This is a genomic window from Aeromonas sp. ASNIH5 (genome assembly GCF_002902865.1).
Classification (GTDB): Bacteria; Pseudomonadota; Gammaproteobacteria; order Enterobacterales; family Aeromonadaceae; genus Aeromonas; species Aeromonas caviae.
Window position 1 is genome coordinate 3294319 of the sequence record NZ_CP026122.1, and the last position, 23059, is coordinate 3317377.

27 protein-coding genes are annotated in these 23059 nt (G+C 60.2%); 10 read left to right on the top strand and 17 right to left on the bottom strand.

From position 1 onward, the window contains the following. Nucleotides 1-201 precede the first annotated feature (201 nt). The 3 genes from C2U30_RS15385 to C2U30_RS22660 form a co-directional block, all read right to left on the bottom strand. The gene (locus tag C2U30_RS15385) at nucleotides 202-1815 is read right to left on the bottom strand and encodes an IS1634-like element ISAs25 family transposase (protein ID WP_010674210.1); all 1614 of its coding nucleotides are present in this window, start codon (nucleotides 1813-1815) and stop codon (nucleotides 202-204) included. Between the two features lie 130 nt (nucleotides 1816-1945). Further along, nucleotides 1946-3067 (bottom strand): GmrSD restriction endonuclease domain-containing protein, encoded by a 1122-nt coding sequence (locus C2U30_RS15390; RefSeq protein WP_103244052.1) that lies wholly within the window; start codon nucleotides 3065-3067, stop codon nucleotides 1946-1948. A gap of 4 nt (nucleotides 3068-3071) precedes the next feature. Next, entirely contained in the window at nucleotides 3072-3272 is a 201-nt protein-coding gene (locus C2U30_RS22660; protein WP_158654918.1) for a hypothetical protein, read from the bottom strand. Nucleotides 3273-3489: 217 nt separating this feature from the next. On the opposite strand from C2U30_RS22660, the gene C2U30_RS15395 reads away from it, so the two are divergent. Then, the gene (locus C2U30_RS15395; RefSeq protein WP_103244016.1) at nucleotides 3490-4527 is read left to right on the top strand and encodes an IS630-like element ISAeme16 family transposase; all 1038 of its coding nucleotides are present in this window, start codon (nucleotides 3490-3492) and stop codon (nucleotides 4525-4527) included. Nucleotides 4528-4529: 2 nt separating this feature from the next. On the opposite strand, the gene C2U30_RS15400 is transcribed toward C2U30_RS15395, so the two are convergent. Together C2U30_RS15400 and C2U30_RS22955 are read right to left on the bottom strand one after the other, a co-directional pair. Beyond that, entirely contained in the window at nucleotides 4530-5018 is a 489-nt protein-coding gene (locus C2U30_RS15400) for an FRG domain-containing protein (RefSeq protein WP_103244053.1), read from the bottom strand. Nucleotides 5019-5067: 49 nt separating this feature from the next. Next, entirely contained in the window at nucleotides 5068-5409 is a 342-nt protein-coding gene (locus C2U30_RS22955; RefSeq protein ID WP_233720941.1) for a DUF2846 domain-containing protein, read from the bottom strand. 29 nt (nucleotides 5410-5438) lie between these two features. On the opposite strand from C2U30_RS22955, the gene C2U30_RS15410 reads away from it, so the two are divergent. After that, nucleotides 5439-5951, top strand: coding sequence for a hypothetical protein (locus C2U30_RS15410; protein WP_103244054.1), 513 nt, complete (start codon nucleotides 5439-5441; stop codon nucleotides 5949-5951). A gap of 127 nt (nucleotides 5952-6078) precedes the next feature. On the opposite strand, the gene C2U30_RS15415 is transcribed toward C2U30_RS15410, so the two are convergent. Both C2U30_RS15415 and C2U30_RS15420 read right to left on the bottom strand, forming a co-directional pair. Then, entirely contained in the window at nucleotides 6079-6972 is an 894-nt protein-coding gene (locus C2U30_RS15415; protein ID WP_103244055.1) for a LysR family transcriptional regulator, read from the bottom strand. 287 nt (nucleotides 6973-7259) lie between these two features. Further along, nucleotides 7260-8045, bottom strand: a complete 786-nt coding sequence (locus tag C2U30_RS15420; protein ID WP_103244056.1) for a hypothetical protein — start codon at nucleotides 8043-8045, stop codon at nucleotides 7260-7262. A gap of 235 nt (nucleotides 8046-8280) precedes the next feature. On the opposite strand from C2U30_RS15420, the gene C2U30_RS15425 reads away from it, so the two are divergent. Continuing rightward, nucleotides 8281-8622, top strand: a complete 342-nt coding sequence (locus tag C2U30_RS15425; protein ID WP_103244057.1) for an SH3 domain-containing protein — start codon at nucleotides 8281-8283, stop codon at nucleotides 8620-8622. Between the two features lie 128 nt (nucleotides 8623-8750). Here the strand turns inward: C2U30_RS15425 and C2U30_RS15430 are convergent, their stop codons facing one another. Further along, nucleotides 8751-9116 carry a winged helix-turn-helix transcriptional regulator gene (locus tag C2U30_RS15430; RefSeq protein WP_103244058.1) on the bottom strand — a complete coding sequence of 122 codons (366 nt, stop codon included), beginning with the start codon at nucleotides 9114-9116 and terminating at the stop codon, nucleotides 8751-8753. A 93-nt stretch (nucleotides 9117-9209) separates the two neighbouring features. Here C2U30_RS15430 and C2U30_RS15435 point away from each other — a divergent pair, with 93 nt between their 5' ends. Both C2U30_RS15435 and C2U30_RS15440 read left to right on the top strand, forming a co-directional pair. Further along, nucleotides 9210-9536, top strand: a complete 327-nt coding sequence (locus tag C2U30_RS15435) for a nuclear transport factor 2 family protein (protein WP_052814920.1) — start codon at nucleotides 9210-9212, stop codon at nucleotides 9534-9536. Beyond that, a complete protein-coding gene (locus tag C2U30_RS15440) occupies nucleotides 9533-10315 on the top strand; it encodes an SDR family oxidoreductase (RefSeq protein ID WP_199767283.1) in 783 nt (260 codons plus the stop codon). Before C2U30_RS15435 ends, C2U30_RS15440 begins: the two co-directional genes overlap by 4 nt. 386 nt (nucleotides 10316-10701) lie before the next feature. On the opposite strand, the gene ydfZ is transcribed toward C2U30_RS15440, so the two are convergent. Beyond that, the gene (gene ydfZ, locus C2U30_RS15445) at nucleotides 10702-10899 is read right to left on the bottom strand and encodes a putative selenium delivery protein YdfZ (protein WP_041217242.1); all 198 of its coding nucleotides are present in this window, start codon (nucleotides 10897-10899) and stop codon (nucleotides 10702-10704) included. 286 nt (nucleotides 10900-11185) lie between these two features. On the opposite strand from ydfZ, the gene C2U30_RS15450 reads away from it, so the two are divergent. Continuing rightward, nucleotides 11186-11686 carry a DUF1993 domain-containing protein gene (locus tag C2U30_RS15450; RefSeq protein WP_103244059.1) on the top strand — a complete coding sequence of 167 codons (501 nt, stop codon included), beginning with the start codon at nucleotides 11186-11188 and terminating at the stop codon, nucleotides 11684-11686. A 60-nt stretch (nucleotides 11687-11746) separates the two neighbouring features. Here C2U30_RS15450 and C2U30_RS15455 read toward each other — a convergent pair whose 3' ends face one another. Together C2U30_RS15455 and C2U30_RS15460 are read right to left on the bottom strand one after the other, a co-directional pair. Beyond that, nucleotides 11747-12403: a DUF3313 domain-containing protein gene (locus tag C2U30_RS15455; RefSeq protein WP_103244060.1), complete on the bottom strand. Its 657-nt coding sequence runs from the start codon at nucleotides 12401-12403 to the stop codon at nucleotides 11747-11749. A gap of 127 nt (nucleotides 12404-12530) precedes the next feature. After that, nucleotides 12531-12974 (bottom strand): SRPBCC family protein, encoded by a 444-nt coding sequence (locus C2U30_RS15460; protein ID WP_103244061.1) that lies wholly within the window; start codon nucleotides 12972-12974, stop codon nucleotides 12531-12533. Nucleotides 12975-13171: 197 nt separating this feature from the next. Between C2U30_RS15460 and C2U30_RS15465 the strand changes: the two genes are divergently transcribed. Then, complete coding sequence (locus C2U30_RS15465; RefSeq protein WP_041212148.1) at nucleotides 13172-13837, top strand: chromophore lyase CpcT/CpeT; 666 nt, start codon at nucleotides 13172-13174, stop codon at nucleotides 13835-13837. A 53-nt stretch (nucleotides 13838-13890) separates the two neighbouring features. Here the strand turns inward: C2U30_RS15465 and C2U30_RS15470 are convergent, their stop codons facing one another. From C2U30_RS15470 to C2U30_RS15490, 6 genes are all read right to left on the bottom strand, one after another. Next, entirely contained in the window at nucleotides 13891-14529 is a 639-nt protein-coding gene (locus tag C2U30_RS15470; RefSeq protein WP_103244062.1) for a LysE family translocator, read from the bottom strand. 85 nt (nucleotides 14530-14614) lie between these two features. Then, nucleotides 14615-15418, bottom strand: a complete 804-nt coding sequence (locus C2U30_RS15475) for an AraC family transcriptional regulator (protein ID WP_010672489.1) — start codon at nucleotides 15416-15418, stop codon at nucleotides 14615-14617. A gap of 56 nt (nucleotides 15419-15474) precedes the next feature. Further along, nucleotides 15475-16371: an EamA family transporter RarD gene (gene rarD / locus C2U30_RS15480; RefSeq protein WP_010672490.1), complete on the bottom strand. Its 897-nt coding sequence runs from the start codon at nucleotides 16369-16371 to the stop codon at nucleotides 15475-15477. 122 nt (nucleotides 16372-16493) lie between these two features. After that, nucleotides 16494-16667 (bottom strand): hypothetical protein, encoded by a 174-nt coding sequence (locus C2U30_RS22800; protein ID WP_010672491.1) that lies wholly within the window; start codon nucleotides 16665-16667, stop codon nucleotides 16494-16496. Between the two features lie 124 nt (nucleotides 16668-16791). Beyond that, nucleotides 16792-18288, bottom strand: a complete 1497-nt coding sequence (locus C2U30_RS15485) for an aldehyde dehydrogenase (RefSeq protein WP_103244063.1) — start codon at nucleotides 18286-18288, stop codon at nucleotides 16792-16794. A 251-nt stretch (nucleotides 18289-18539) separates the two neighbouring features. Continuing rightward, the gene (locus C2U30_RS15490; RefSeq protein ID WP_010672493.1) at nucleotides 18540-19082 is read right to left on the bottom strand and encodes a cupin domain-containing protein; all 543 of its coding nucleotides are present in this window, start codon (nucleotides 19080-19082) and stop codon (nucleotides 18540-18542) included. A gap of 171 nt (nucleotides 19083-19253) precedes the next feature. On the opposite strand from C2U30_RS15490, the gene C2U30_RS15495 reads away from it, so the two are divergent. From C2U30_RS15495 to C2U30_RS15505, 3 genes are all read left to right on the top strand, one after another. Beyond that, entirely contained in the window at nucleotides 19254-20582 is a 1329-nt protein-coding gene (locus C2U30_RS15495) for an aspartate aminotransferase family protein (RefSeq protein WP_103244064.1), read from the top strand. A gap of 98 nt (nucleotides 20583-20680) precedes the next feature. Then, a complete protein-coding gene (locus C2U30_RS15500) occupies nucleotides 20681-22177 on the top strand; it encodes a CoA-acylating methylmalonate-semialdehyde dehydrogenase (RefSeq protein ID WP_103244065.1) in 1497 nt (498 codons plus the stop codon). 83 nt (nucleotides 22178-22260) lie between these two features. Next, nucleotides 22261-22989, top strand: coding sequence for a glutamine amidotransferase-related protein (locus C2U30_RS15505; protein WP_010672496.1), 729 nt, complete (start codon nucleotides 22261-22263; stop codon nucleotides 22987-22989). Nucleotides 22990-23059 lie beyond the last annotated feature (70 nt).

Below are 23059 nucleotides of genomic sequence, written 5' to 3' on the forward strand. Positions count from 1 at the left end.
GTGCCCACCTGTGGCTTGGGGGCCTCATTCGATATTCCGGTAAGGAGTGGAACTTAACCTCAAAGGGTCGGCCAGCAGAGCTGGAAGCTGACCCAGTTTGACAGTGCCAAGTAGCTGGTAAAGTGGGATGTAAAATTATGATTGACAATATTGGAAGAATAAAAAGGGAAAGAACATTATATCCGACATTCCGCACCTGATTTAGGAATAAATTTGCCGATAGCGCTCACCCAATACCTCCAAAATGATCTGCTGGTCTCCTGTTAGCTCCGTTACTTGTGGCGGAGCTTCTCCCAGTCGATATTCATGGATGCCACCAAAGCGCAAAAAGATCCAACGGGCCGTCGGCTGCTGGGTCGGTTTCTTTTTCATATCCGCCACACTGCGATTCTGCTCCACTAATCCCTGCCGGATCCGGTGCTCCAACGCTGCGTAAATCATCAGGCTACAGGTCATCACCATGAGCAACGCTTCAATCCGCTCCGGCTTTTTCAGGTACAGTGAGGAGGTTAAAAACTCCGGGCTCTTGAGAAAACGAAAGCCCCGTTCGACATTCTGCTGCGCTTTATAGGTGGCCAAAAGTTCGGCCATGGTCAGCGTATCGCTGTGGTCATTGGTCGCCAGGATGAACACCCCGGTCTGGTTGCGGGCCTCTTCAACGCAAGCCAGGCTAGTTGCCGCCAACCCAGTGATTTGAAACTGATGGCCAATTGGCTCTTCGCCACGCTTGGGTCTGCCACGTCCTGTATAAACGGGTTCACCTACCACTTCGGCATCCAGTTGCAGCAGCATCAAGCTGGCGGTAAAACAGCTCAACTCAGCTTGGGCATCCGCCTCACAAGCAAAGCGTCGGGCACACAATTTGGCGAAGGCTTTGAGCTCGCGGGTACTGTCTTTGAGCAGGTTTTTGGCCAATGTCTGCTGCTCGCGGTGGCTGGCTTGTTCGCTGCGCACCAGCAACCAACGTTGCGCGACCCCGGCATAATTCGCGTGTTGCCAACGGCCATGATAGCCATTGCCCAGAGCGGTCAGCGGTTGTGCACCTATGGTTGCCACGGCCTGCTTTGCCTCATTGAGAGTGACGGGCACCCGGGTCACAAATAGTTGCTGCTGTTGCGCCAGTAATTGCAAGGTATCGGCGCAGTACAGTGCGGCATCGCCGACCAGATAACGGCACTCCTGCGCGGCCTTGAGACTGCTCAAATGGCGACGAACGGTCTGGGCAAAGGCTTTGGTGTCATTACTATTGCCGCTCAGGGCCTGCATATAGACAGGTAGGCCGGCCTGATTTTCACAGATGAGCTCAAGGATCACTTGATTCAGCTCTGGCCGGTGATCACGACTATAACCACGCACCAGTTGCAGCTTACCGACCAGATCCCCATCGGCACAGTCATAGGCGCCATCGACGTGGAAGCTGGTAATATCGAGGTGCACTGCGGTGCTTTTGAGCCCCAGCCGCTCGACAACTTGCGCCGCCATCACCTGATACAAGGCGCTGACATCGGCCTCAAAGAGGGCATCGAGACAGCGACCGAGCACATCATCATTGAGGTCATCAGCACAGATCCCGGGGCCAATCAGGCGCTCAACCGGCTTGTTAGCGAAGAATTGCGGGAACATGTGCAGGGTGCTGCTGTGAAAGCCGAGGCCGTTCACTATCATGGCGACCAAGGCTTCACCATGTGAGACCTTGAAAGGCGGGGTTTTGGGGAGCAAGGCATCGATCATGCGGGCAATGCCCAGTTCCTGGCAGAGTGCGGCGACCAAACCAAGGTGATCGAGGTTACGGATCGAGATAGCGGGTGCGGCCATGATGATCTACCTGCAAAAGAGAGTAATAGATCAGAACGGCCGATCGCCGTCAAGCACTGAAAATAGCAAAATCAGGTGCGGAATGACGGTTATATTCTTTCCCTATGAATTTTAATAAAGTCATGTATTGTTATTTTTTCAGTATTTCACGCCCTAGAGGAACAAACACTGATAGACGTTTTTCTGTTGAGCGTCCAGTAGCAAATCCTTCTTGCATTTCTGGCCTACTCCAGAATTCTTTTATAACTCCCTCCAAGTCATCTTTAAAGGGTGTGTTATTTCTAATGTTAAATCCTAATCCGAGTGCAAAAACTTCAAATGAGGTTGTTAGAAAAGAGCCACGATAGTTCCCACGAGTATAGTCCCATCGTCTAAATGCATTTTCACCACCATTTAAAGAAATGAAATCAAATGTTTCTTTAAATGTTCTTTCTAGTTCATCGAGAGTGGCCTTGCTATGGTTTGATGCCAAATCAACAGCCTCGTCATCAAGAATCTGAGTGAATCCTCGTAATGAATTTTGTGTTAATTTATCTAATGGCCTATTATGTAAAAGAAGGAATCTCACTACTAGCTCGAGATCAAAACGCTCTTCTATTAAAGTATCACTTAATGATACACACGTAACAAACCCTTTGTGTTTTGATAAGGCCTCTAACCATGCATAAAAATCTGGTGATACTGCTACTAACATGGCAGACCTGATTTCTTGGGCGGTTAGAGTTGAGCCATAACTATTGAGCCGTTGGAAAAGGTCAAACTTAGTTCGTGAGGTGGATTCTCTTTTTATTATTTTAACATCAATTTTAGATCGTTTTACATCCAACTTGATAGCATCTGAGAATGAACTGTTTGGGTCACTAGAAATCCATGATTTCCCTTCAAGCTCATTCAAATACTTAGTTCCAGATAGAACAAGCGCAGGTAATTTTTTACCATGCTCATTTAGAAGCTCACCCTGCAGCTCTAAAATTGTCGAAACCCTCTGTAAACCATCAATTAACTCCCATTTTCCATTTTCAGTTTGTGCAACAAAAATTGATGGAAGAGGTATGCCTAACAACAAGCTTTCAACTAACCTTGATTTTTGTATATGGCTCCACCTATAAAATCGTTGAAATTCAGGTCTTATTATCAATTCACTTTCTTTGTATAAGTTCGTTAGTTCGCCAATGCTCATGGGATATCCATCAGAAGCAATCGTTCTTCTTCCCTCTTGTATCTGTTGCTCTAGTTTATTATTGGTGCTCATAATGTTATCTCCACCCCTCAGTTCTTGATAATTCTTTACCTAAGTATTGTAACTCGGGGAAAATCATAGTTTCACTGAATCCAAGTTGCATGAGTGAGTTAATATGCTCTTGACGATCACCTGTTAACTCTATTTTCCATAGGATATCATCCTGAATTTCCCCTGCAATATCTTCCAGCCGTTTAGTACCATCGCCCCAAACCATAAACGTTCCTCTTTGAGCTACAATGCGCCCTGAGTTATGAGCTCCATACATTGCCAATGGAGACTTGTTTCTACGTTTTGTGGTATCAGGCCTATACGCCTCTAAATAACCGTTCCGAAATGTAGATCACTTATCCGGGAAAGAAGGGAACTCGGCGTCGTTTGTGCGATCTGATTAATCGCCAAACCAATCAAACGACAAACGAGCCGAGCCCGAAATGATACTAACACTCCCCGACCATGATGAGCGACGCCGGATCATCAACAAGATGCACCGGACCAAAGATAAAGATCTCTGCCGGAGGCTCAACGCCATCTTGCTCCTTGCTGACGGGCACAGTGTCTCGGCTGTTTCTCGGCTCACTGCCGCCGCCCGGTCATCGATCAATCGCTGGGTGAACTGGTACACCTTGTACGGTCTGGAGGGGCTTGAAAGCGAGCCTCGGGGGCGCAAGCCGGTGCTGCCATTTGCTCACATCTCGGGTCTATTACACCTGTTGATCCAGTTGTCTCCACAGGAGCTCGGATATCAGCGCTCTCGTTGGAGTACCGAACTGATGGCGCTTGAACTCAAACGGAGTTGGCGCCTGACATTGCATGCTTCAACAATACGGCGATGGCTGCCCAGGCTAGGGATTGTCTGGCGCCGGGCCGCGCCCACTTTGCACATCCGCGATCCCCATAAAGAGCGGAAAATGGCCGCCATCAATGAGGCCTTGGGACGCTGCAGTGCGGACCATCCCGTGTTCTATGAAGATGAGGTGGATATCCACCTCAATCCCAAGCTGGGGGCGGACTGGATGATGCGAGGGAAGCAGAAGAAAGTGGCAACTCCGGGCCAGAATCGCAAACATTACCTCGCTGGCGCCCTGCATGCCGGAACAGGTAACGTGACCTATGTGGCGAGCGATAGCAAAGACACGGACTTGTTCTTGTCACTGCTCCAGACACTAAAGCGAACTTATCGGCGCGCCAAGAGCATCACGCTGATCCTGGATAACTACATCATCCACAAGAGCAAAAAAGCACAGCGATGGCTGGCAAGAAATCCGAAGTTCATCGTGCTTTTTCAGCCGGTGTATTCGCCATGGGTGAACCAGATTGAGCGGCTGTGGCATGCCCTCCATGAAACGATCACCCGGAACCACCAATGCCGCACATTGGGTGAGTTATTACGTCGCGTGTTCTACTTCCTGGATCATGCCGCCCCGTTCCCCGGTAATGGACATGGGCTTATGCAACTGGAGCGAAATTAGGATCAGCTATTTAGTTCATCATCTGTTGTGGTTAGTATTTGGATTGCATCGCCATAATCTGATAGAACTGGTGTCTTCCTGTTCCATAGGACAGGCTCAACACACCAGATTATCGGGTTGCAGCCATCATGTTCATGATCATTTAATAATGCAAAGTGGGCTGCAACAAAAATATTCTCACTCCAATCCAAAAGCCTTGTAGGAATACCAAAGTGTTGCATTGCGAAGAGATGTTCCCAGTCATTTTGGGGATATCCATCAGGCCAATATGCCATGCTCCTCTGACGGAACCTAGTTAATAACCTGCGCTCTCTTTCAAATATTGATGCGGCATCCTTACCGTCTCTTAAAAGCCCGGGTAGAAGTTGATAATCACCACATTGATGCCCTCTAAACCATAATGCCGATTTATCAGGTAAGCTCTCATAAATATTAAGGACACTACTTACAAGTTCACTTATCGATGAAACTTGTCTTTCTACTATTGCCATATGATATAGGCCTCAAATAAACATTTATGTAATTAAAAATTTAGCCGTTTTATTGTATCAACGTGTTCCGCATCACCCCTTTCCTGCCTTCCCCTTCACTGACCTGACTCAGCTTGGAGAGGGTCATCAACAGGCCCATCTTGACCTCTTGCCAGACGTAGTAGTTTTTACCCGCCTCGGTGCTGAGGGTCAGAGTGGCATCGTTCTTCGACGTGTAAGAGATGCGGCTGCCCGGTGCACTCTGTTTTGGTTGGAAGAAAGGCAAATAAAGGTTCGCATGAGGCTTTGTTGCCGGGCAACCACTCAAACCGCCACCGGTGTGACGGGATTCAATATTCCGACAATTAACCGGCGTGGTGCGGCCCTTTGACTGTGTAGCGAACCGCGGCATACTGCCCCGTCATCAGATGGGAGTCATTGATGTCTACATGGATGCCGACACTGCGCTGGCTAGGGCGATGGTTGTTACGAAAAACGGTGCTGGCGCTGCTGACCAGCCTCCTGTTTATGATCTCTTTTACCCTGTTTCAATACGCATCCTGGTGGCCTGCACTGGCCGAGGATACTTTCCTTCAATGGGGCGGCTTCTCCCCCAGTCATACCTTGGCTGAGCTGATCCCGGCCATGCTGGAGTTCAGCGCCGTGCTTGCTTGTGCCTTCTGGCCGCTGTTTTTGCTGACGCCCCGGCCGCTGTTGCTGTCGCTCTTTGCCGGGCTCTGGTTGTGGCAGACCTATGACATCGCCTTTATGACGGCGACCGCGTCGACCTGGCTGCCCCACGAGATAATCCGAACCTTTATTCTGCCTCACTCCCATTGGCTGCTGCTCACCCTGCTGGCGCCATTGCTGCTGATCCGCCAGCTTGGCAGGCGGCTATTTGCTGATACATCCGCAACACAGGCAGGGGGCGTCATCTTGGACGACGGACGGTAGCCAGAGGGAGCGATCGATTACGCGATCGTCCGATTACGCTTCGCTAATCGAACCTACACGCCGCATAGAGGTGGGTTATCGGTATCGTGGCCGAGAGGCACAAACCCCAGACTCCCGCCTGTCAGGCTCACCGCAACTGAAACGCCTTGACGAGAAATTCGATAAAGAGCCGCACGTTGCGGGACTGCTCCTTGTGGAAGGGGTAGACGGCGAACAGGGCGTGGGGGTCGGGTTGCCAGTCGGGGAGCAGTTTGACCAGGGTGCCGTCTGCCAGTTCGTTCGACACGAATTCATCCGGCACCAGGATCACCCCGAGCCCCTGCACCGCCGCCTGTTTCAGGGCGATACCGTTGTTGGCGCAGAAGCGGGCGGGGGGCAGTTCCACCGCCACGCTTTCCGCGTCCCGGGTGAAGAACCACTTGTTGGGAGAGGAGGAAAGGCTGTAGCGCAGGCAGTTGTGGGCCTTGAGATCCGCCGGGTGGGCAGGCTGGCCCACCTCCTTCAGGTAGTCGGGGGCGGCGCAGAGCACCCGCTGCACCTCGCACAGGGGTTTGGCGCGCAGGGTGGAGTCCTCCAGGGTGCCAGCCCCCCGGATCACCACGTCCAGCCCCTGATCCACCAGATCCATGTAGGCGTCGCTCAGGATCACCTCGATGCCGATTTCCGGATAGCGGCGCTGGAATTCGCAGACAAGGGGGTTGAGGCGGATCAGCCCGTAGGACATGGGCATGCCGATCCTCAGTCTGCCCCTGGGGGTGAAGGAGGCGGCCATGATGGACTGGTCGGCGGCCTCCAGGCTGTCCAGCACGGCGCATATCTGGCCGTAATAGGCCATGCCCGATTCGGTGACGCTCAGCCGCCGGGTGGTGCGGTTGATGAGGGCGATGCCGAGAAAGGCTTCCAGCTCGTTGATGTTCTTGCTGACCGCCGCTTGGGAGAGGCGCAGGTCGTCCGCCGCCGCCCTGAAGGTGCCCATTTCCACTACCCGGCGAAAGACATTCAGCGCCGTGATCTTGTTCATCCTGCCCCCGTTAATTCACTACTGGTAAATGATGGCGCCATCATTGCGCACTTTTATCACAATAGTGCGGTTCCCCGGGGTGTCCACCCCCCATCCCCCGCCAGACAGAGAGCTGCCCGTGGCAGACCGGCCCGGATCATGGCCCTCCGGGGCGGGGCGGGCCCGGCAGAGACGCAGACGAAAGAGAGGCGATGAGCCCAGGGCACCCCGGCCCGTGACGGCAGGCATAGCAGGCATAAAAGCAGGCGGCAGGGCCCGGGCCCCGCCGCCAGATGGCACGCACCGGCTTACTGCACCTTGCCGGGGGCGGGGGGCAGGGTGATGCCGACATCGGCCCAGGGGTTGGTGCCGAGCAGCTGGGCGTGGGGCACGTCGGCCTGGTAGCGCATGGCGAACGCTTTGGGCCCGTGGGCGAAGGCCACCAGCAGCCCCTGTTTTGCATCCATCAACCCGGCGTGCATGCCGAGCCCGTGATAGCTGATCCGCACTGCCTTGTCCTCAAGGCCCACCTTGTCTATCTGGAAGCGGGCGATGCTGCCGTCTTTGAGGGTAAAGCCCCAGCGGAACGGCCCGCCGCTGACCACCGTCATCACCTCGTCGATGTCGGTGCCGTCCTCGGCGGAGTTGACGTGCATGCGGCCATATTTGCCGAGCACGGCGCTGCGGGTGCGCTCGTCCAGCGCCATCAGGTCATAGACCTTGGGGTAGGGGCCGACGCCGGTCTCCTCGGTGGCGACGCCGCCTCCTTGCACCGCGGGCTCGCGCCCTGCGAGCCTGGCCTGCTCCAGCAGTTCCCCCTGACTCAGATTGAAGGCCGCAATCAGGGCGCCGTGCTCCGCTTTGGTCAAGGCGCGGCGGTGGGAGGCGGCGAGCAGCGGCCTGGCGGCCTCGGGGATGTCGACAGTGACCACGTTGACGCCGATGGGGTTGAGCGCGTTGTTGACCGCTTCGATGCCGGTCACGGCGGGGCGGCCATCGCTGAACTGCACCGAGACCAGGTCACCGGCGAAGGTGTTGAAAGAGAAGGCCGAGGCGAGGGTGCCGGCCAGCAACGGGATAGGGGTGAGTTTCATACAAGACTCCTCGTTAAGGTTCGAGAAGCAGTCTAGGGCGGCGATGTGTTCACTGAAATGACACTCGGATGATATGAAAATTCACTGACAGTAATGAATCGTGGGGGTCAGGGTCGTCGGCCCGCCCCGGGCTCACACCCTCTGCCAGAGGGTGTGAGCCCGGTTGACGCAACGGGGCCCTGCTTGTGGTATGACTCTGGACGTTACTCATCAGAACCTGTCGGAGGACGAGACAATGCTGGCGTTGATCACCACGGCGCACCACACCTGCTACCCCAATCCCATCGCCTTTCGGGCCGGAGAGCGGGTGCGCATCGGCCACGAGGACGACGAGTTCCCGGGCTGGGTGCGCACCTTTACCGCAGACGGCAACGAGGGGTGGGCGCCCCTGTCCCTGCTGACCCCGATCGGCACGGAGGAGGCGCAGGCGCGCCAGGACTATACCGCCCGGGAGCTGGACGTGGCGGCGGGGGAGCGGGTACGGGTGGATCGGGAGCTGGCAGGCTGGCTCTGGGTTCACAACGAAGCGGGGCAATCAGGCTGGATCCCGGCCAGCTGCATCGCCTCGCCCTCATAAGGTGCAGCGGCTCGGAGAAGGAGTAGAGAGGGGAGAGAGAAACCCGGCCAGCGACATGGCGTGCGGCCGGGTGAATTGTTAGGACCAGGGTGGCGGAGCCGGTTTGCGGCTGCCTGGTTGACGGATGGCTAGTCGGACGTTTCCTGCTCGGCTGCGTTTTCGGGCTGTAGCGCCTCTTTCTGCTCCGCCCATTTCAGCAGGGCGTCCAGCGCCGGGCACAGAGCCTGTCCCCAGTCGGTCAGGCGATACTCCACCTTGGGCGGCACCTGCGGGTAGACCTTGCGCACGACGATGCCGTCTGCTTCCAGCTGTCGCAACTGCTGGGCAAGCATCTTCTGGGAAATGGCCGGGATCAGCCGCTCAAAGTCCGAATAACGCTGCACCTTGCCATCAAACAGGTGGAACAGGATGACCAGCTTCCAGCGCCCTTCCAGCAATTTGAGCACCTCTTCGACACCGGTGGCCGCCGTGGACGGGGTATAGATCTTGTTCATGGGTGAGTCACTTACTTTTTTGTGCGTACTTGATTAAACGTAAGCCTATGTGGAAAGTGGCGGTACAGCAATTGTCTTTTAGCGAGGATGACGATGACGACCTTACTCTTTCCATCCATTGCCACCTATTTCGAGGTCAGCAACGGGGGGGATCCTGCCCGCCTGGCCGGATGTTTCACCGAAGATGCGTTTGTGCGGGACGAACGCCATACCCATCAGGGACATAGCGCCATCCAGTCCTGGATGGCGGGTACCCGGGCCGCCTTCGACTACTGCGTGACACCCATGAAGGTGACGCAGGACGGGGCGCGGGTGACCGTGGTTGCCAAGGTGGCGGGCAACTTCCCCGGCAGTCCTGTGATGCTTGATCACCTGTTCCTGATGTCGGGCGACGACATTCACTCTCTGGAGATACGATGATGACAATGGATTTGGCACTGCAAGGCCGGCGTGTATTGATCACCGCGGGGACCAAGGGGGTGGGCAAGGCCGTATTCACCCTGTTTCGTGACAATGGCGCCCGGGTGCTGACCACGGCGCGCAGCCGCCCGGCGGAGGTGCCGGAAGCGCAATTCGTCGCCGCCGATCTGACCAGTGTGGAAGGCTGCAATACGGTGGTGGATGCCGTCAACGCCAGGCTGGGCGGTGTGGACATCATTGTCCACGTGCTGGGGGGCTCATCGGCGCCGGGTGGCGGTTTCGCAGCGCTGGGGGAGGAGGAATGGCAGCGGGAGCTCTGCCTGAATCTGATGCCGGCGGTGCGCCTGGATCGCGCCTTGCTGCCCGCCATGCTGGTACAGGGGGAGGGGGTGATCATCCATGTCACCTCCATCCAGCGTGAGTTGCCCCTGCCTGAGTCGACCACGGCCTATGCCGCCGCCAAGGCTGCATTGTCAACCTACAGCAAGAGCCTGTCGAAAGAGGTGACGCCAAAAGGGGTGCGGGTGGTACGGGTCTCTCCCGGCTGGATAGAGACGGAGGCATCCGTTGCGCTGGCCGAGCGGCTGGCAACCCAGGCTGGCACGGACTACGAGGGAGGTAAGCAGATCATCATGGATTCCCTGGGAGGGATCCCCCTCGGTCGCCCTGCCAAACCGCAGGAGGTTGCGAATCTCATCGCCTTTCTGGCATCTCCCCTGGCCGCCTCCATCAGCGGTACCGAATATGTGATCGACGGAGGCACAGTGCCCACCGCGTAGGCGAGCATCATCTTTTCAAGCAAGTCGCAGCGATGTTGGCAGTCGCTATCAAAACGTGTTGGCGAACACCTGGACAAGGCGTTCGCCGCCCTTCCAGCCAATGGCAAGAACAAGCCCACTGCCCGCGCTGGAATCATATGCAGGCATTCACGCCGCCCTAACCGAAGCCATTGGCGATGGCGTGCTTGATCCCCATGTCACGGGCCGTGACCGGTACCCCGAGCGGCCCTTTGACGCCGAAGCAGATGGAGACATGGCTAGCTGCCATCGAGCATCAATGGGACTAGGGCAATGAGAGATGATGGAGAAACGGGGGACCAGAAACCCGGCCAGCGACGGGCGTGCGGCCGGGTGAATTGTAAAGAGTAGGGTGACGGGAAACGGGATCAGCCTAGTCTAATCAACTCGATGGGGGCGTACTGCTCCCGGGAGTTGGCCAGCAGCACGCACTTTTCATGCTCGGCCTGATAGGGGGTCAGGTTATCGGTGTGAGCCTCTTTCAGAAAGTCGACGGCGCCGGTGGCGGCGATCATCACGCGCTGACCCGCTGTGAGCGCATTGCGGTTTCGGTCATAGATTTTCATGGCACTCTCCTTTTATGGGGCCCGGCGGTATGCCCGGGCTGCGCGAATCAGCCTACGCTCCTGTCAAAGCGTGATGCATGTCACAGATCAATAAAAGGGGAAAGAGGGACTCGGTGCGGCGACGGGGCGCGGCGCTCTGGTCTCGCTGCCCGCCGGTGATCGCCACCGCCTGTCGCAGGGCAGGGAGGACGCCCCCGCTTTTCATCCCCTCGGGCTCGAACTGCAAGGGGGATGCGCTATAGTGGAGCCGCTCGTTTTACTGCCTTCAACCAACCGAGAGTGCATTATGAATCGTGAAATTGCCGCCCAGTTCATCAAGATGCTGACCAACCTGGACCAGTGCCTGGCCAAGGCCGAGGCCCACGCCGAGGCGAAGAAGTTCAACGTGGAGAACTTCTTCAATGAGCGCCTCATCGTCGACATGCTGCCCCTGAGCAAGCAGGTGCTGATCTGCTGTGACAGCGCCCGCGCCGTGGTGGCCACCGCCAGCCTGAGCGAGCCGCCGGTGCTGGGGGATGATCCCAAGACCATGGCGGATCTGCGCGCCCACGTGGCCAAGACCATCGCCTACCTGCAAGGCAAGCTGGACGCCGATTTCAGCCAGTATGCGAGCGGCCACTACTATCCCTACTGGGCCGGTGGCAAGGGGATGGACGGCCACAGCTGCGTCCACGAGTACGGCATCCCGAACTTCTACTTCCACCTCACCATGACCTATGCCCTGCTGCGCCAGGCCGGGGTGGATCTGGGCAAGCGGGATTACCTGGGCGGTCTGAACCTGCAATAAGCCGCGTTTCAGCGACGACAAAGCCTGCCCCCTGGCAGGCTTTGTCGTTTTCGGCCCGGCTCAGCGCCCCAGGTTGTCGGCCAGTTGTTTGGCGCGGCTTGCGGCCCACTGATCGATCATCTTCTCCATCTCCAGGGCGGTGATGGGGGAATCCTTGTGGGTGGTGTCCGGGCTCTCGCGAGCGTCCATCACCCGCACCAGCAGCTTGCCGCTCTGGGCGTCGAGCAACTGGGCCATGCTGCCCACCTTGAGCAGATAGGGCTCCTTGCCTATTACCTCGCGGGTGACGTTGATGGCGATCTTGGCGGGCAGCAGATCCCGCAGCTTGGGGTCGGGCCGGGTCAGGTCGAAGTTGGTGATGGCCGCCTGCACCCGCATCACGCCGGGGCCGGGTTCGGTAGCCATCTTGACGCCGTGGCTCATCAGTTCCCGCTGGAAGGTGGCGTGGTAGTAGCGGCCTATCTCGTTCTGCTCGTTGGCGGTCAGCAGATACCACTGGCCGTTTTCCTGGCGGATGAATTGCAAGGGATCGAGCAGCACTGCGTGGTACTGGCGAAGATCCACGCCGGGTTCCTTGTAGATGCGCTGATTGGGGTTGCTCTCGCTTTGCTGGAAGGCCGTGAGCGGGATCGCCTGCAGGCTGTGGGTGACCTGGTTCTTCACGGCGCACCCGCCCAGCAGGGCGGCGGCCATGGTCATCATCAAGACTCGTTTCATGGGGGCTCCTGGCGGTGGATGGTCGCTGCAAGAACGCAGCCCGCCCTGCCCACAGAGATACCTGATCAGGCCCCTCTCTCACAAGGGGTATCTATGCGGGGGCCACCGGGGGAGCCCCCGTGTCAGGTCACTCGGCGGGGATCTCGGGCTCCACCAGGGTGGCGAGCTGCTTCAGGGACTCCTGCCAGCCGAGGTAGCACATCTCCACCGGAATGAGCGCCGGGATACCCGCCTGTTCGATGGCGAGATCGGTGCCGCACAGCACCTGGGTGAGGGTGATGGTGACCTGCATCTCCCCCGGCAGGTTGGGGTCGTCGAAGCGGTCGGTGTAGCGGATGCGCTTGCCCGGCTCCAGCGCGAGATACTCGCCGCCGAAGGCGTGGGTGTGGCCGCTGGCAAAGTGGGTGAACGACATCCTGAACTGGCCGCCGACACGGGCATCCAGCGCCGCCACCTTGCAGGTGAAGCCATGGGGCGGCAGCCATTTGGCCAGGGCGTCCGGCTCGATAAAGGCTCTGTATACCCGCATCGGCGGGGCCTTGAGTACGCGGTGCAGGGTGACTGTGTTCATGGGGGACTCCTCTTGGCGGCAACAGGGCCGGGTCGCAGCAAGGATAGCCGTCATCCCCGTGGCCTGCGGGGGGCGTCGCCTCCTTTCGCCTGCAGAGAGGATTTTTCGTTTTCTCTTCAAGGAGTTGATCAAGATAGAGGTTATTGTCACCGTTCGCTCATATAATCGCCGCCATGCAAGCGACTCGGAAGGATTCGATGACACAGCTGATGGCGGCCCTGCTGGGGCTGTTTTACGCCAGCCTGATCTGGGCGGCGCCCGTCCCCTTCGTGACGGCCCCCGGCCCCCATGCCACGCAGGGGAGGCTGGAGCCCCTGCTCTCCTGGTTCTCGGGGGAGTTTTCCAGCCAGGAGCAGGCCACCTTCGATGCCCGCTTCACCAGCGCCGAGCTGCGGCTGGTGGAGATCTGGCCCGGGGAAGGCCCCTTTCGCTGGGTCTATGCGGAGCAGTTTCTGACCGAGCGGGCGCAGCGACCGTTTCGCCAGCGCATCTACCGCTTCTCCTCCCTGCCCGATGGCCGCATCCTGATGGCCGAACTGACCATGCCGAGGGCCACGGATTTTGCCGGCGCCTGGCGTCGGCCCGAGCTGCTTGACTCCCTCACCCCGCAGCAACTCTCCCTGCGCGAAGGGTGCGAAATCTGGCTGACCCGCCAGCCGGGCGGGGAGTACAAGGGGCAGACCCGGGTCGGGCATTGCGCCACCGATTTTGGCGGTGCCACCACCCTGGTGCAGTACCTCTGGATCGGCCCGGACAGTGTCCGGCTGCTGGACAGGGCCTATGACAACGGCGCCCATCAGCGCTGGGGCAGCCCGGGGGAGGGTTACGTCTACCTGCGCAAGGGGATGCGGCGCGGGGAGTAGTCACGCCGTCCGTCAAGGCCCCTCCCTGCTTGCCGCCTTAAAGGACGTGCCGGTCAGGTCGCTGGCCAGTGCCCCTGCAGATCCACCAGGATGGAGAGGCTGACCGCGCCAAACAGCAGGCCCGTCATCAGGTTGAGCGGGCGCTGGATGCGGCCGAGCAGGTGCTGGGCGCGGGGGGTGGAGAGGCTCCAGGCCAGGGCGCTGAACCAGACGAGGGAGAGCAGGAACAGCTCCAGGATCAGCAAGCCCCGGGTCAGGCCATCCACCTGGGGCGTCACCATGGCGGCCAGCAGCCCCATGAAGAACAGCATCGCCTTGGGGTTGAGCAGATTGGTGGCCAGCCCGCTCTTCACCCCCTTGCGCCAGCCCGGCCGCTCGCCTCCGGCGCGCAGCGCCAGATCCCCGCTTCCCTGCCAGGCCGCCTTCAGCGCCCCCCAGCCCAGCCAGCCCAGATAGAGGGCACCCACCAGTTTCACGGCGAGAAAGAGCCAGGGCTGGCTTGCGATCAGCAGGCTGATGCCGGTGAGACTGAGGGTGGCGTGGAGCAGGATGGCGAGGGCGATGCCAAGGGCCGCCCCGAGGGCGGTGGGCCTGTGCAGGCTGGTGCGCAGGATGAGTGCGAAATCCGGGCCCGGGCTCGCCAGAGCGACGAGGTGGACGAGACCCAGGGTCAGAAACAGGCTGGTGAACATAAAAGACCTCCGACAGCGGTATGGAGGTGACAGCATGGGGCAGGACGGGGGACGGGAGATTGTAAAAGATTGCAGCAGCGACGATTCAGGCGGGCAGCATCTGCTGGCGATACTCCGCCGGGGTGAGCCCGAAGGCCTGACGAAAACCGTGGTGGAAGTGGCTCTGATCGAAGAAGCCCACCGCCAGTGCCACTTCGCTCACCGGCAGACCGCTGCCGAGCAGGCGCTTGCCCTGTTCGAGGCGCAGCCGCTTGAGCCAGGCATAGGGGGTCATACCGGTCTTCTTCTTGAACTGACGCAGGAAGGCGAAGCGATCCAGCCCGAACAGGGCGGCCAGATCCTCCAGGGTGTGGCGCTCGTCCAGCCGGGCCAGCAGATGGTCGCGCAGGAACCTGAGCTGGGGATCCGCCAGGGCGTGGCGCTCGGGGGCGAGCCGGAACAGTTCACCCAGCAGGGCCAGCAACTGGCTCTCCGCCAGCAGGCCATCGGGGGCAGGGCCGTCCAGGTGCATGTGCAGGCGGGCAAAGCCCTGATAGAGGTCGGGGCGGCTCTGCAATCCCTGGTGGAAAAAGGGCTCGGGGTGTTCCGGCAGCCAGCGGGCCAGCTGCTCGGGGGCGATGGAGAAGACCCGCACCTCGTACCCTTCCGGCAGCAGGCTGAGGCCGTCGTGCATTTCGTCCGGGTTGACGGTGGAGAGTTCGCCGCGCACCAGGTTGTGGCTGTTCCCCTTGTGGATGAACTTCTGGCCGCCCCGCTGCACCAGACCGATGTGGTAGTCCAGATGCACGTGGCGGCCATAGCTGAACTCCCTGTGGTGGGAGTGGGAGAGTTCAACCCCCGGCAGCAGCCGGGATTGCCAGTAGTGGATGCGGGATTGGGGTGCGTTCATCCCCTATTGATACCCCGAAAGCGGCCCCTTGGCTTGTAGATTATTGCGCCGGCGCCTCAGCCGGCCTCCTGGCGCCGCTTGCCGCTGCGCAGGCCATCCAGGCTGAACAGCACCAGGGCGCTCCAGATGCAGCCAAAGGTGATCATCTTGTCCAGCGCCAGCGCCTCGCCATACAGGGTCACCGCCAGGATGAACATCAGGCTGGGGCCTATGTACTGGAAGAAGCCCAGGGTGGAGAGCTTGAGCCGGGTGGCCGCCGCGGTGAAGCAGAGCAGGGGGGCCGTGGTGACGGCGCCCGCGGCGATGAGCAGCAGGTTCAGGTGCCAGTCATTCTGGGTGAGGTGGCTGGTGGGGCTGTCGGCGATGCCCCACAGATAGAAGGCGGCCGGCGGCAGCATGATCAGGGTCTCGATGAGCAGGCCGGTGAGGGCGTCCAGGGCCAGCTTCTTGCGAATGAGGCCGTAGATGGCGAAGCTCGAGGCCAGCACCAGGGCTATCCAGGGCAGGGAGCCGAAGGCGATGAGCTGGACGGCGACACCGACAAAGGCGAGCCCCACCGCCCACCACTGCAGGCGGCGCAGCTTCTCGCTCAGAAACACCATGCCGAGCAGCACGTTGAACAGGGGGTTGATGTAGTAGCCCAGGCTCGCATCCAGCATGTGGCCGTTGTTGATGGCCCAGATGAACAGCAGCCAGTTGCCGCCGACGGTGACGGAGGTGAAGGCCAGGGTGAGCAGCACCTTGGGCTGGCGCAGCACCGCCTGCACCTTGTGCCACTGGCGTCCGAGCAGCACCAGCACCATCAGCAGGGCGCAGGACCAGATCATGCGGTGGGTCAGGATCTCGGCGGCCGGCACGGCGGAGAGGGACTTGAAGTAGATGGGTGCCAGGCCCCAAAGGGTGTAGGCGCCGAGGGCATAGAGGACGCCCTGGCGCTGGATCTGTTGTTGCATGCGGATAACCTTCACTGGAGTGCGGATGTCGGGAAACATCGCAAAAAGTCAGTGTAGCGATCCTTTTGCAGGGAAAGAAGACAATAAATGGGTCTGACGGGATTTTAACAGCAGGAGCGACTTCAGCGACCGCCCCCGCGGCGGATCTTCTCCACGTCCATCAGCAGCCACAGCATGAGGGCGATGGCGGAGATCCAGGGGCCCCAGGTGACATAGGCTTCCCCCTGACCCAGCACGAAGAACAACAGCGGCAATCCCACCACCAGAAACAGTACACTTCCCAGAAAAAACAGCATTTTTATCTTTAAATTTAATGGCTTGCTATTTGACGATTATATCGATTGAGCGAGGGGATAAAAGAGTAAAAATGAGAAAGGGGGATTTCTCCCCCTGTTTTGTTGATAAGCGTCATTTATGACGTTATTCGAGCTGGATCCAGGTGCTTTTCAGCTCGGTGTACTTCTCCAGGGCGTGCAGGGACTTGTCGCGCCCGTTGCCGGACTGCTTGAAACCGCCAAACGGCATGGTCATGTCGCCGCCATCCCAGTTGTTGACGAAGACGGTGCCGGCGCGCAGGGCGCGCGACCCTTTCACCGCCTGGTTGAGATCCGCCGTCCAGATGGCGGCCGCCAGGCCGTAGTCGGTGTCGTTGCCCAGCGCAATGGCCTCTTCCAGGGTGTCGAAGCCGGTCACCGCCAGCACGGGGCCGAATATCTCCTCGCGGAAGATGCGCATCGTCGGGGTCACGTCGTCAAAGATGGTGGGTTCGATGTAGTAGCCGCCCTCCTCGGGCTGGGTACGCTTGCCTCCCAGCAGCAGCTTGGCGCCCTCCTGCTGGCCGATGGCGATGTAGTTGAGCACCTGCTCCATCTGGATGTGGTCCACCATGGCGCCGATGCGGGTGGTGGGGTCGAGCGGGTTGGCCGAGATCCACTCGCGGGCATGGGCCAGCAGCCGCTCCATGAACTGGGGCTTGATGCTGTTTTGCACCAGCAGGCGGGAGGCGGCGGTGCACACTTCCCCCTGGTTGTAGAAGATGGCGCCGACGGCGCTTCTGGCGGCGGCGTCCAGATCCGGTGCATCCGCCAGCACGATGTTGGGGCTCTTGCCGCCGCACTCCATGAAGGCGCGCTTGAGGTTGGACTTGCCGGAGCACTGCACCAGATGCTTGCCGATCTTGGTGGAGCCGGTGAAGGTGATGCAGTCGACGTCCATGTGCATGGCCAGCGCCTCGCCCACGGTATGGCCGAAGCCTGGCAGCACGTTGAAGACGCCGTCGGGGATGCCCGCCTCCTTCGCCAGACCCGCGATGCGCAGGGCGGTGAGGGGGGATTTCTCGGAGGGTTTGAGGATCACCGAGTTGCCGGTGGCGAGCGCCGGGCCCAGCTTCCAGCAGGCCATCACCAGGGGGAAGTTCCAGGGCACGATGGCAGCCACGACACCGAGGGGCTCGCGGGTCACCAGGGCCAGGGCGGACTCTTCCACCGGGGCGACCTGATCGTAGATCTTGTCTATCGCCTCGGCGTTCCAGGCGATGCAGTTCGCGGCGGCGGGGGCGTCATACCCCATGGCGTCGCCGATGGGCTTGCCCATATCCAGCGACTCCAGCAGTGCCAGCTCCACCAGGTTCAGACGCATCAGCTCGGCGAAGCGCTGCATGATGAGCTTGCGCTGCTTGGGAGAGAGGCCGGACCAGCGCTTGTCGTCGAAGGCGGCACGGGCCGCCTTGACCGCCAGCTCGGCATCGGCGGCGTCGCAGGAGGCGACCCTGGTCAGCAGTTGGCCGTTGGCCGGATTGATGCAATCGAAGGTGGCGCCGTTGACGGCATCCCGGTAGGTGCCGTCGATAAAGGCTTGCGAGGGCAGGGTCAGATGGGCGGCCTTGTGTTGCCACTGGGCCAGGGTCAGGTCACTCATGTTCACTCCTTGAACCGGCAGAAAGTCAGTCTCCGCGTATCAATATGCTAAACATCCTGCCGCTTGTAAATCCATCTTGTAACAATTCATTAAACACTGACCCCGAACAACCCGGGCCAACGGCGAGGCAAACCGGGCGCTCTGGCCTGTGGTGTCTGGGGTCGCGCGGCGGGGCGGGAGCCCGTGTCGCTGGCCTGATCCCCGGGCCGGGCAGGGGGGGATCCCGGCGGGCTGTTCCGGGAGAAGGCCCGTCAGAAGCTGGCGGGCGTGTTGGCCGAGATCAGCACGCACTCCTGATCCCCCACGTTGCGAAAACGGTGGGGAGTGCGGCTGTCGAAGTAGTAGCCATCTCCTGGTGCCAGCAGGTGAACCTGCTCGCCCACGGTGACTTCCACCTGACCCCGGATGACGATGCCGCACTCTTCCCCTTCGTGACTCAGCATGTCGTCACCGGTGTCGGCGCCCGGGGGCAGTATCTCCTGCATCATGCCGATGGCGCGGTTGGCGCGGCTGTGACCCACCAGACGGTAGCTGATGGGGTGGGTGCCGAGATCCGGCATGTCGTCCGCACGGAAGATCACCTCGGAATCCATCTCCGTCTCGTCGGTGAAGAAGCTGGCCAATGACATGGGGATGCCTTCCAGCACCTTGCGCAGGGAGGCCACCGAGGGGCTCACCTGATTTTTCTCGATCTGGGAGATAAAGCCGTTGGTCACACCGGAGCGTTTTGCCAGCTCGCGCTGGGAGAGGGCCGCCTTGGTGCGAACCGCCTTGAGGCGGTGACCGATATCCATCGATAGACACTCCTTGACTGTTTACTATTATTAAAATTGTGTTAAATATCTTATACCACCCCTGAGGGGTGACACCAAGCCGGGCGATAAAAGCCCTTTTTTATGGATTCAGGTGTTTAATTTAATAGGCATGAGCCGGGTGTTACTAAACGCCTTAAGGATGAGGTGACCATGAAACCTGTTAGCGACATCAATACCCCCGACATGTCCGCATTCTGGATGCCGTTCACCGCCAACCAGCAATTCAAGGCGGCGCCGCGCATCCTGAAGTCGGCAGAGGGGATGTATTATCACTCAGAGGATGGCCGCAAGATACTGGATGGCACTGCCGGACTCTGGTGTTGCAACGCAGGCCATGGTCGGCGCGAGATCGCCGAGGCGGTCTCCCAGCAGATCTCCCACCTCGATTTTGCCCCCACCTTCCAGATGGGCCACCCCCTGCCGTTCGAGCTGGCCAACCGGCTGGTGGAGATCGCCCCCAGGGGATTCGGTCACGTCTTCTATACCAACTCCGGATCGGAGTCCGTGGACACCGCGCTCAAGATTGCGCTGGCCTGGCAGCGGGCTCGCGGTCAGGGGACCCGTACCCGGCTCATCGGCCGCGAGCGCGGCTACCACGGGGTGGGTTTTGGCGGCATCTCGGTGGGGGGCATTCCCGGCAACCGCAAGTGGTTCGGCTCCCTGCTGACCGGGGTGGATCATCTGCCCCACACCCTCAATATAGGGAAAAATGCGTTCACCAAGGGATTGCCAGCAGAAGACCTCACCCTGGCCGATGAACTGGAGAAGATTGTCTTCCTGCACGACGCCAGCAACATCGCGGCGGTCATCGTCGAGCCCATCGCCGGCAGCACCGGGGTCATCATGCCCCCCAAGGGCTATCTCAAGCGGCTGCGGGAGATCTGTACCAAACACGGCATCCTGCTGATTTTTGACGAGGTGATCACCGGTTTCGGCCGCCTCGGCTCCCCCTTCGCCGCCCAGGAGTTCGACGTCATCCCCGACATGATCACCTGCGCCAAGGGGCTCACCAACGGCGCCATCCCCATGGGGGCCGTGCTGGTGCAAAACCATATCTATGACGACATGATGGCGGCGGGCAAGGGGGCCATCGAGCTGTTCCACGGCTACACCTACTCCGGCCACCCGGTGGCGGCGGCGGCGGGTCTGGCGACCCTCGAGATCTACCGTAACGAGAACCTGCTCAGCCGCGCCGCCGATCTGGCAGGCTACTGGGAGGAGGCGGCCCATTCCCTCAAGGGCTGCAAGCACGTGAAGGACGTGCGCAACTACGGCCTGGTGGCGGGCATCGAACTCGAATCCATGCCCGATGCACCGGGCAAGCGGGCCTACGAGGTGTTCGTGCGCTGTTTCGAGAAGGGGGCGCTTATCCGGGTGACCGGCGACATCATCGCCCTGTCGCCTCCCCTCATCATCGAGCGCAGCCAGATAGACGATCTCTTCACCCTGCTGCAGGACGCCCTGCAGGCCCAGGACTGACCCCCACATCACACAGGATGGCGCTCGTCCCGGGCGTCATCCCCCTGTGCTGCCTCGGCGCGGCGAGGGGAGGACGGATGACCCATCACGGAGGATTTATGAGTTACAGGATCGACAACTTCATTGACGGCGAGACGACCGAGAGTCGCAGCGAGCGTTTCGGTGCCATCTTCAATCCGGCCACCGGCCAGCAGCAAGGCTCCGTCGTTCTCAGCACGGCCGATGAGTGTGCCGAGGCGATTGCCTGCGCCGAGCGCGCCTTTGGGGAGTGGTCCCAGACCCCGCCGCTGGTGCGGGCCCGGGTGCTGTTTCGCTTCAAGGAGCTGATGGAGCAGCACAGGGACGAGCTGGCCCAGCTCATCAGCCGCGAGCACGGCAAGGTCTTCTCCGACGCCCAGGGGGAGCTGACCCGGGGGCTGGAGGTGGTGGAGTTTGCCTGCGGCATTCCCCATTTGCTCAAGGGGGAGCACTCCCTCAACGTGGGCCGCGGGGTGGACAGTCACTCCATGATGCAGCCGGTGGGGGTCTGCGCCGGCATCACCCCGTTCAACTTCCCTGCCATGGTGCCGCTCTGGATGTTCCCGGTGGCCCTGGCCTGCGGCAACACCTTTATCCTCAAGCCCTCGGAGAAGGATCCGTCCCTCTCTCTGCGCATGGCCGAACTGCTCAAGCAGGCGGGCCTGCCGGACGGGGTGCTCAACGTGGTCAACGGCGACAAGGAGGTGGTGGACGTGCTGCTGACCGACCCGAGGGTCGGTGCCGTGTCGTTTGTCGGCTCCACCCCCATCGCCCAGTACATCTATGCCACCGCCTCGGCCCACGGCAAGCGGGTGCAGGCCCTGGGCGGCGCCAAGAACCACATGGTGGTCATGCCGGATGCCAATCTGGATCAGGCGGTTTCCGCCCTGATGGGGGCCGCCTATGGTGCGGCGGGCGAGCGTTGCATGGCGATCTCGGTGGCCGTGGTGGTGGGTGACGAGACCGCCGATGCCCTGGTGGCGAAGCTCTCGCCCCTGGTGGCGGCCCTGCGGGTGGGCCCGGGACTGGGCCAGAGTCCGGAGAACGAGATGGGGCCTCTCATCAGCCGGGAACACCTGGCCAAGGTGCGCGGCTACGTGGATCAGGGGGTGGCCGAGGGGGCCGAGCTGGTGGTGGATGGCCGGGGCCTGAGCCATGACGAGGGCTACTTCATCGGGGGCAGCCTGTTCGATCGGGTCGGCCCCGAGATGCGCATCTACCGGGAGGAGATCTTCGGCCCCGTGCTCGCCATCGTGCGGGCCCCGGACTACGAGACGGCCCTGCGCCTCATCAACGAACACGAGTACGGCAACGGCACCGCCATCTTCACCGGTGACGGAGATACCGCAAGGGACTTCACCACGCGGGTTCAGGTCGGTATGGTAGGGGTGAACGTTCCCATTCCGGTGCCCATGGCGTTTCACAGCTTCGGTGGCTGGAAACGGTCCATCTTCGGGCCGCTCAACATGCACGGGCCGGATGGGGTGCGCTTCTACACCCGGATGAAGACGGTGACCGCCCGCTGGCCCCAGAGCCTGCGCGCCGGCGCCGAGTTCTCCATGCCGACCATGAAGTGAGCCGCCGGCTCGCTGCCATGGCTTTAATCTCTTGCCCCCGCAGGCCGCCGGTCTGCGGGGGCGCTTCTGTCAAGGAGTAACAGATGCGACTGGGTATTCTCGATTGTGACCGGCTGGACCCCGATTTGGTGGGGGATTTTGGTCCCGTTTACTCCGAGATGTTTATCAAGGGTTTCCGGGCGTTGGCCCCCGAGCTGGAATTTCGGGTCTGGTCCGCCCTCGACGGCGATCTGCCCCCGGATCTGACCGAATGCGATGCCTGGCTCATCACCGGCTCGCGTCACGATGCCTACAGTGACATCCCCTGGATCCTGGCGCTGCGCGACTGGATCCGCCGGGCCCACGATGCCAACGTCAAGCTGGCCGGGGTCTGCTTCGGCCATCAGGTGATCGCCCAGGCGCTGGGAGGGGAGGTAATGAAGTCCACCAAGGGGTGGGGGCTGGGGGTGTCGGTCCATGCCATGCAGACGACAAAACCCTGGATGGCGCCGGGTCTGGACACCATCCGCATCCTGGCAAGCCACCAGGATCAGGTGGAGCAGCTTCCGCCGGGGGCGACCCTGCTCGCGGGCAACGACTTCTGCCCCAACTTCATGTTCCTGCAGGGGGATCACATCGTCGCCATCCAGGGGCACCCGGAATTCTCGGTGGCGTACAACCGGGCCCTGATCGAGCGGCGACGGGACAGGCTGCCCGATGCACATTACCAGAGCAGTCTCTCTTCCCTGGAAGGGGAGGTGGATTCCGCCACCATGATGCAGTGGTTGCTGCAGTTCCTCGGCATCCTGCCGATCGGGGCCGACGCGCGCTGAACCCCGTTTGTCATATCCACCGCGCTGATGCTAGATTTTGTAGCAAAATGAAGGATCAAGCGGCGATATG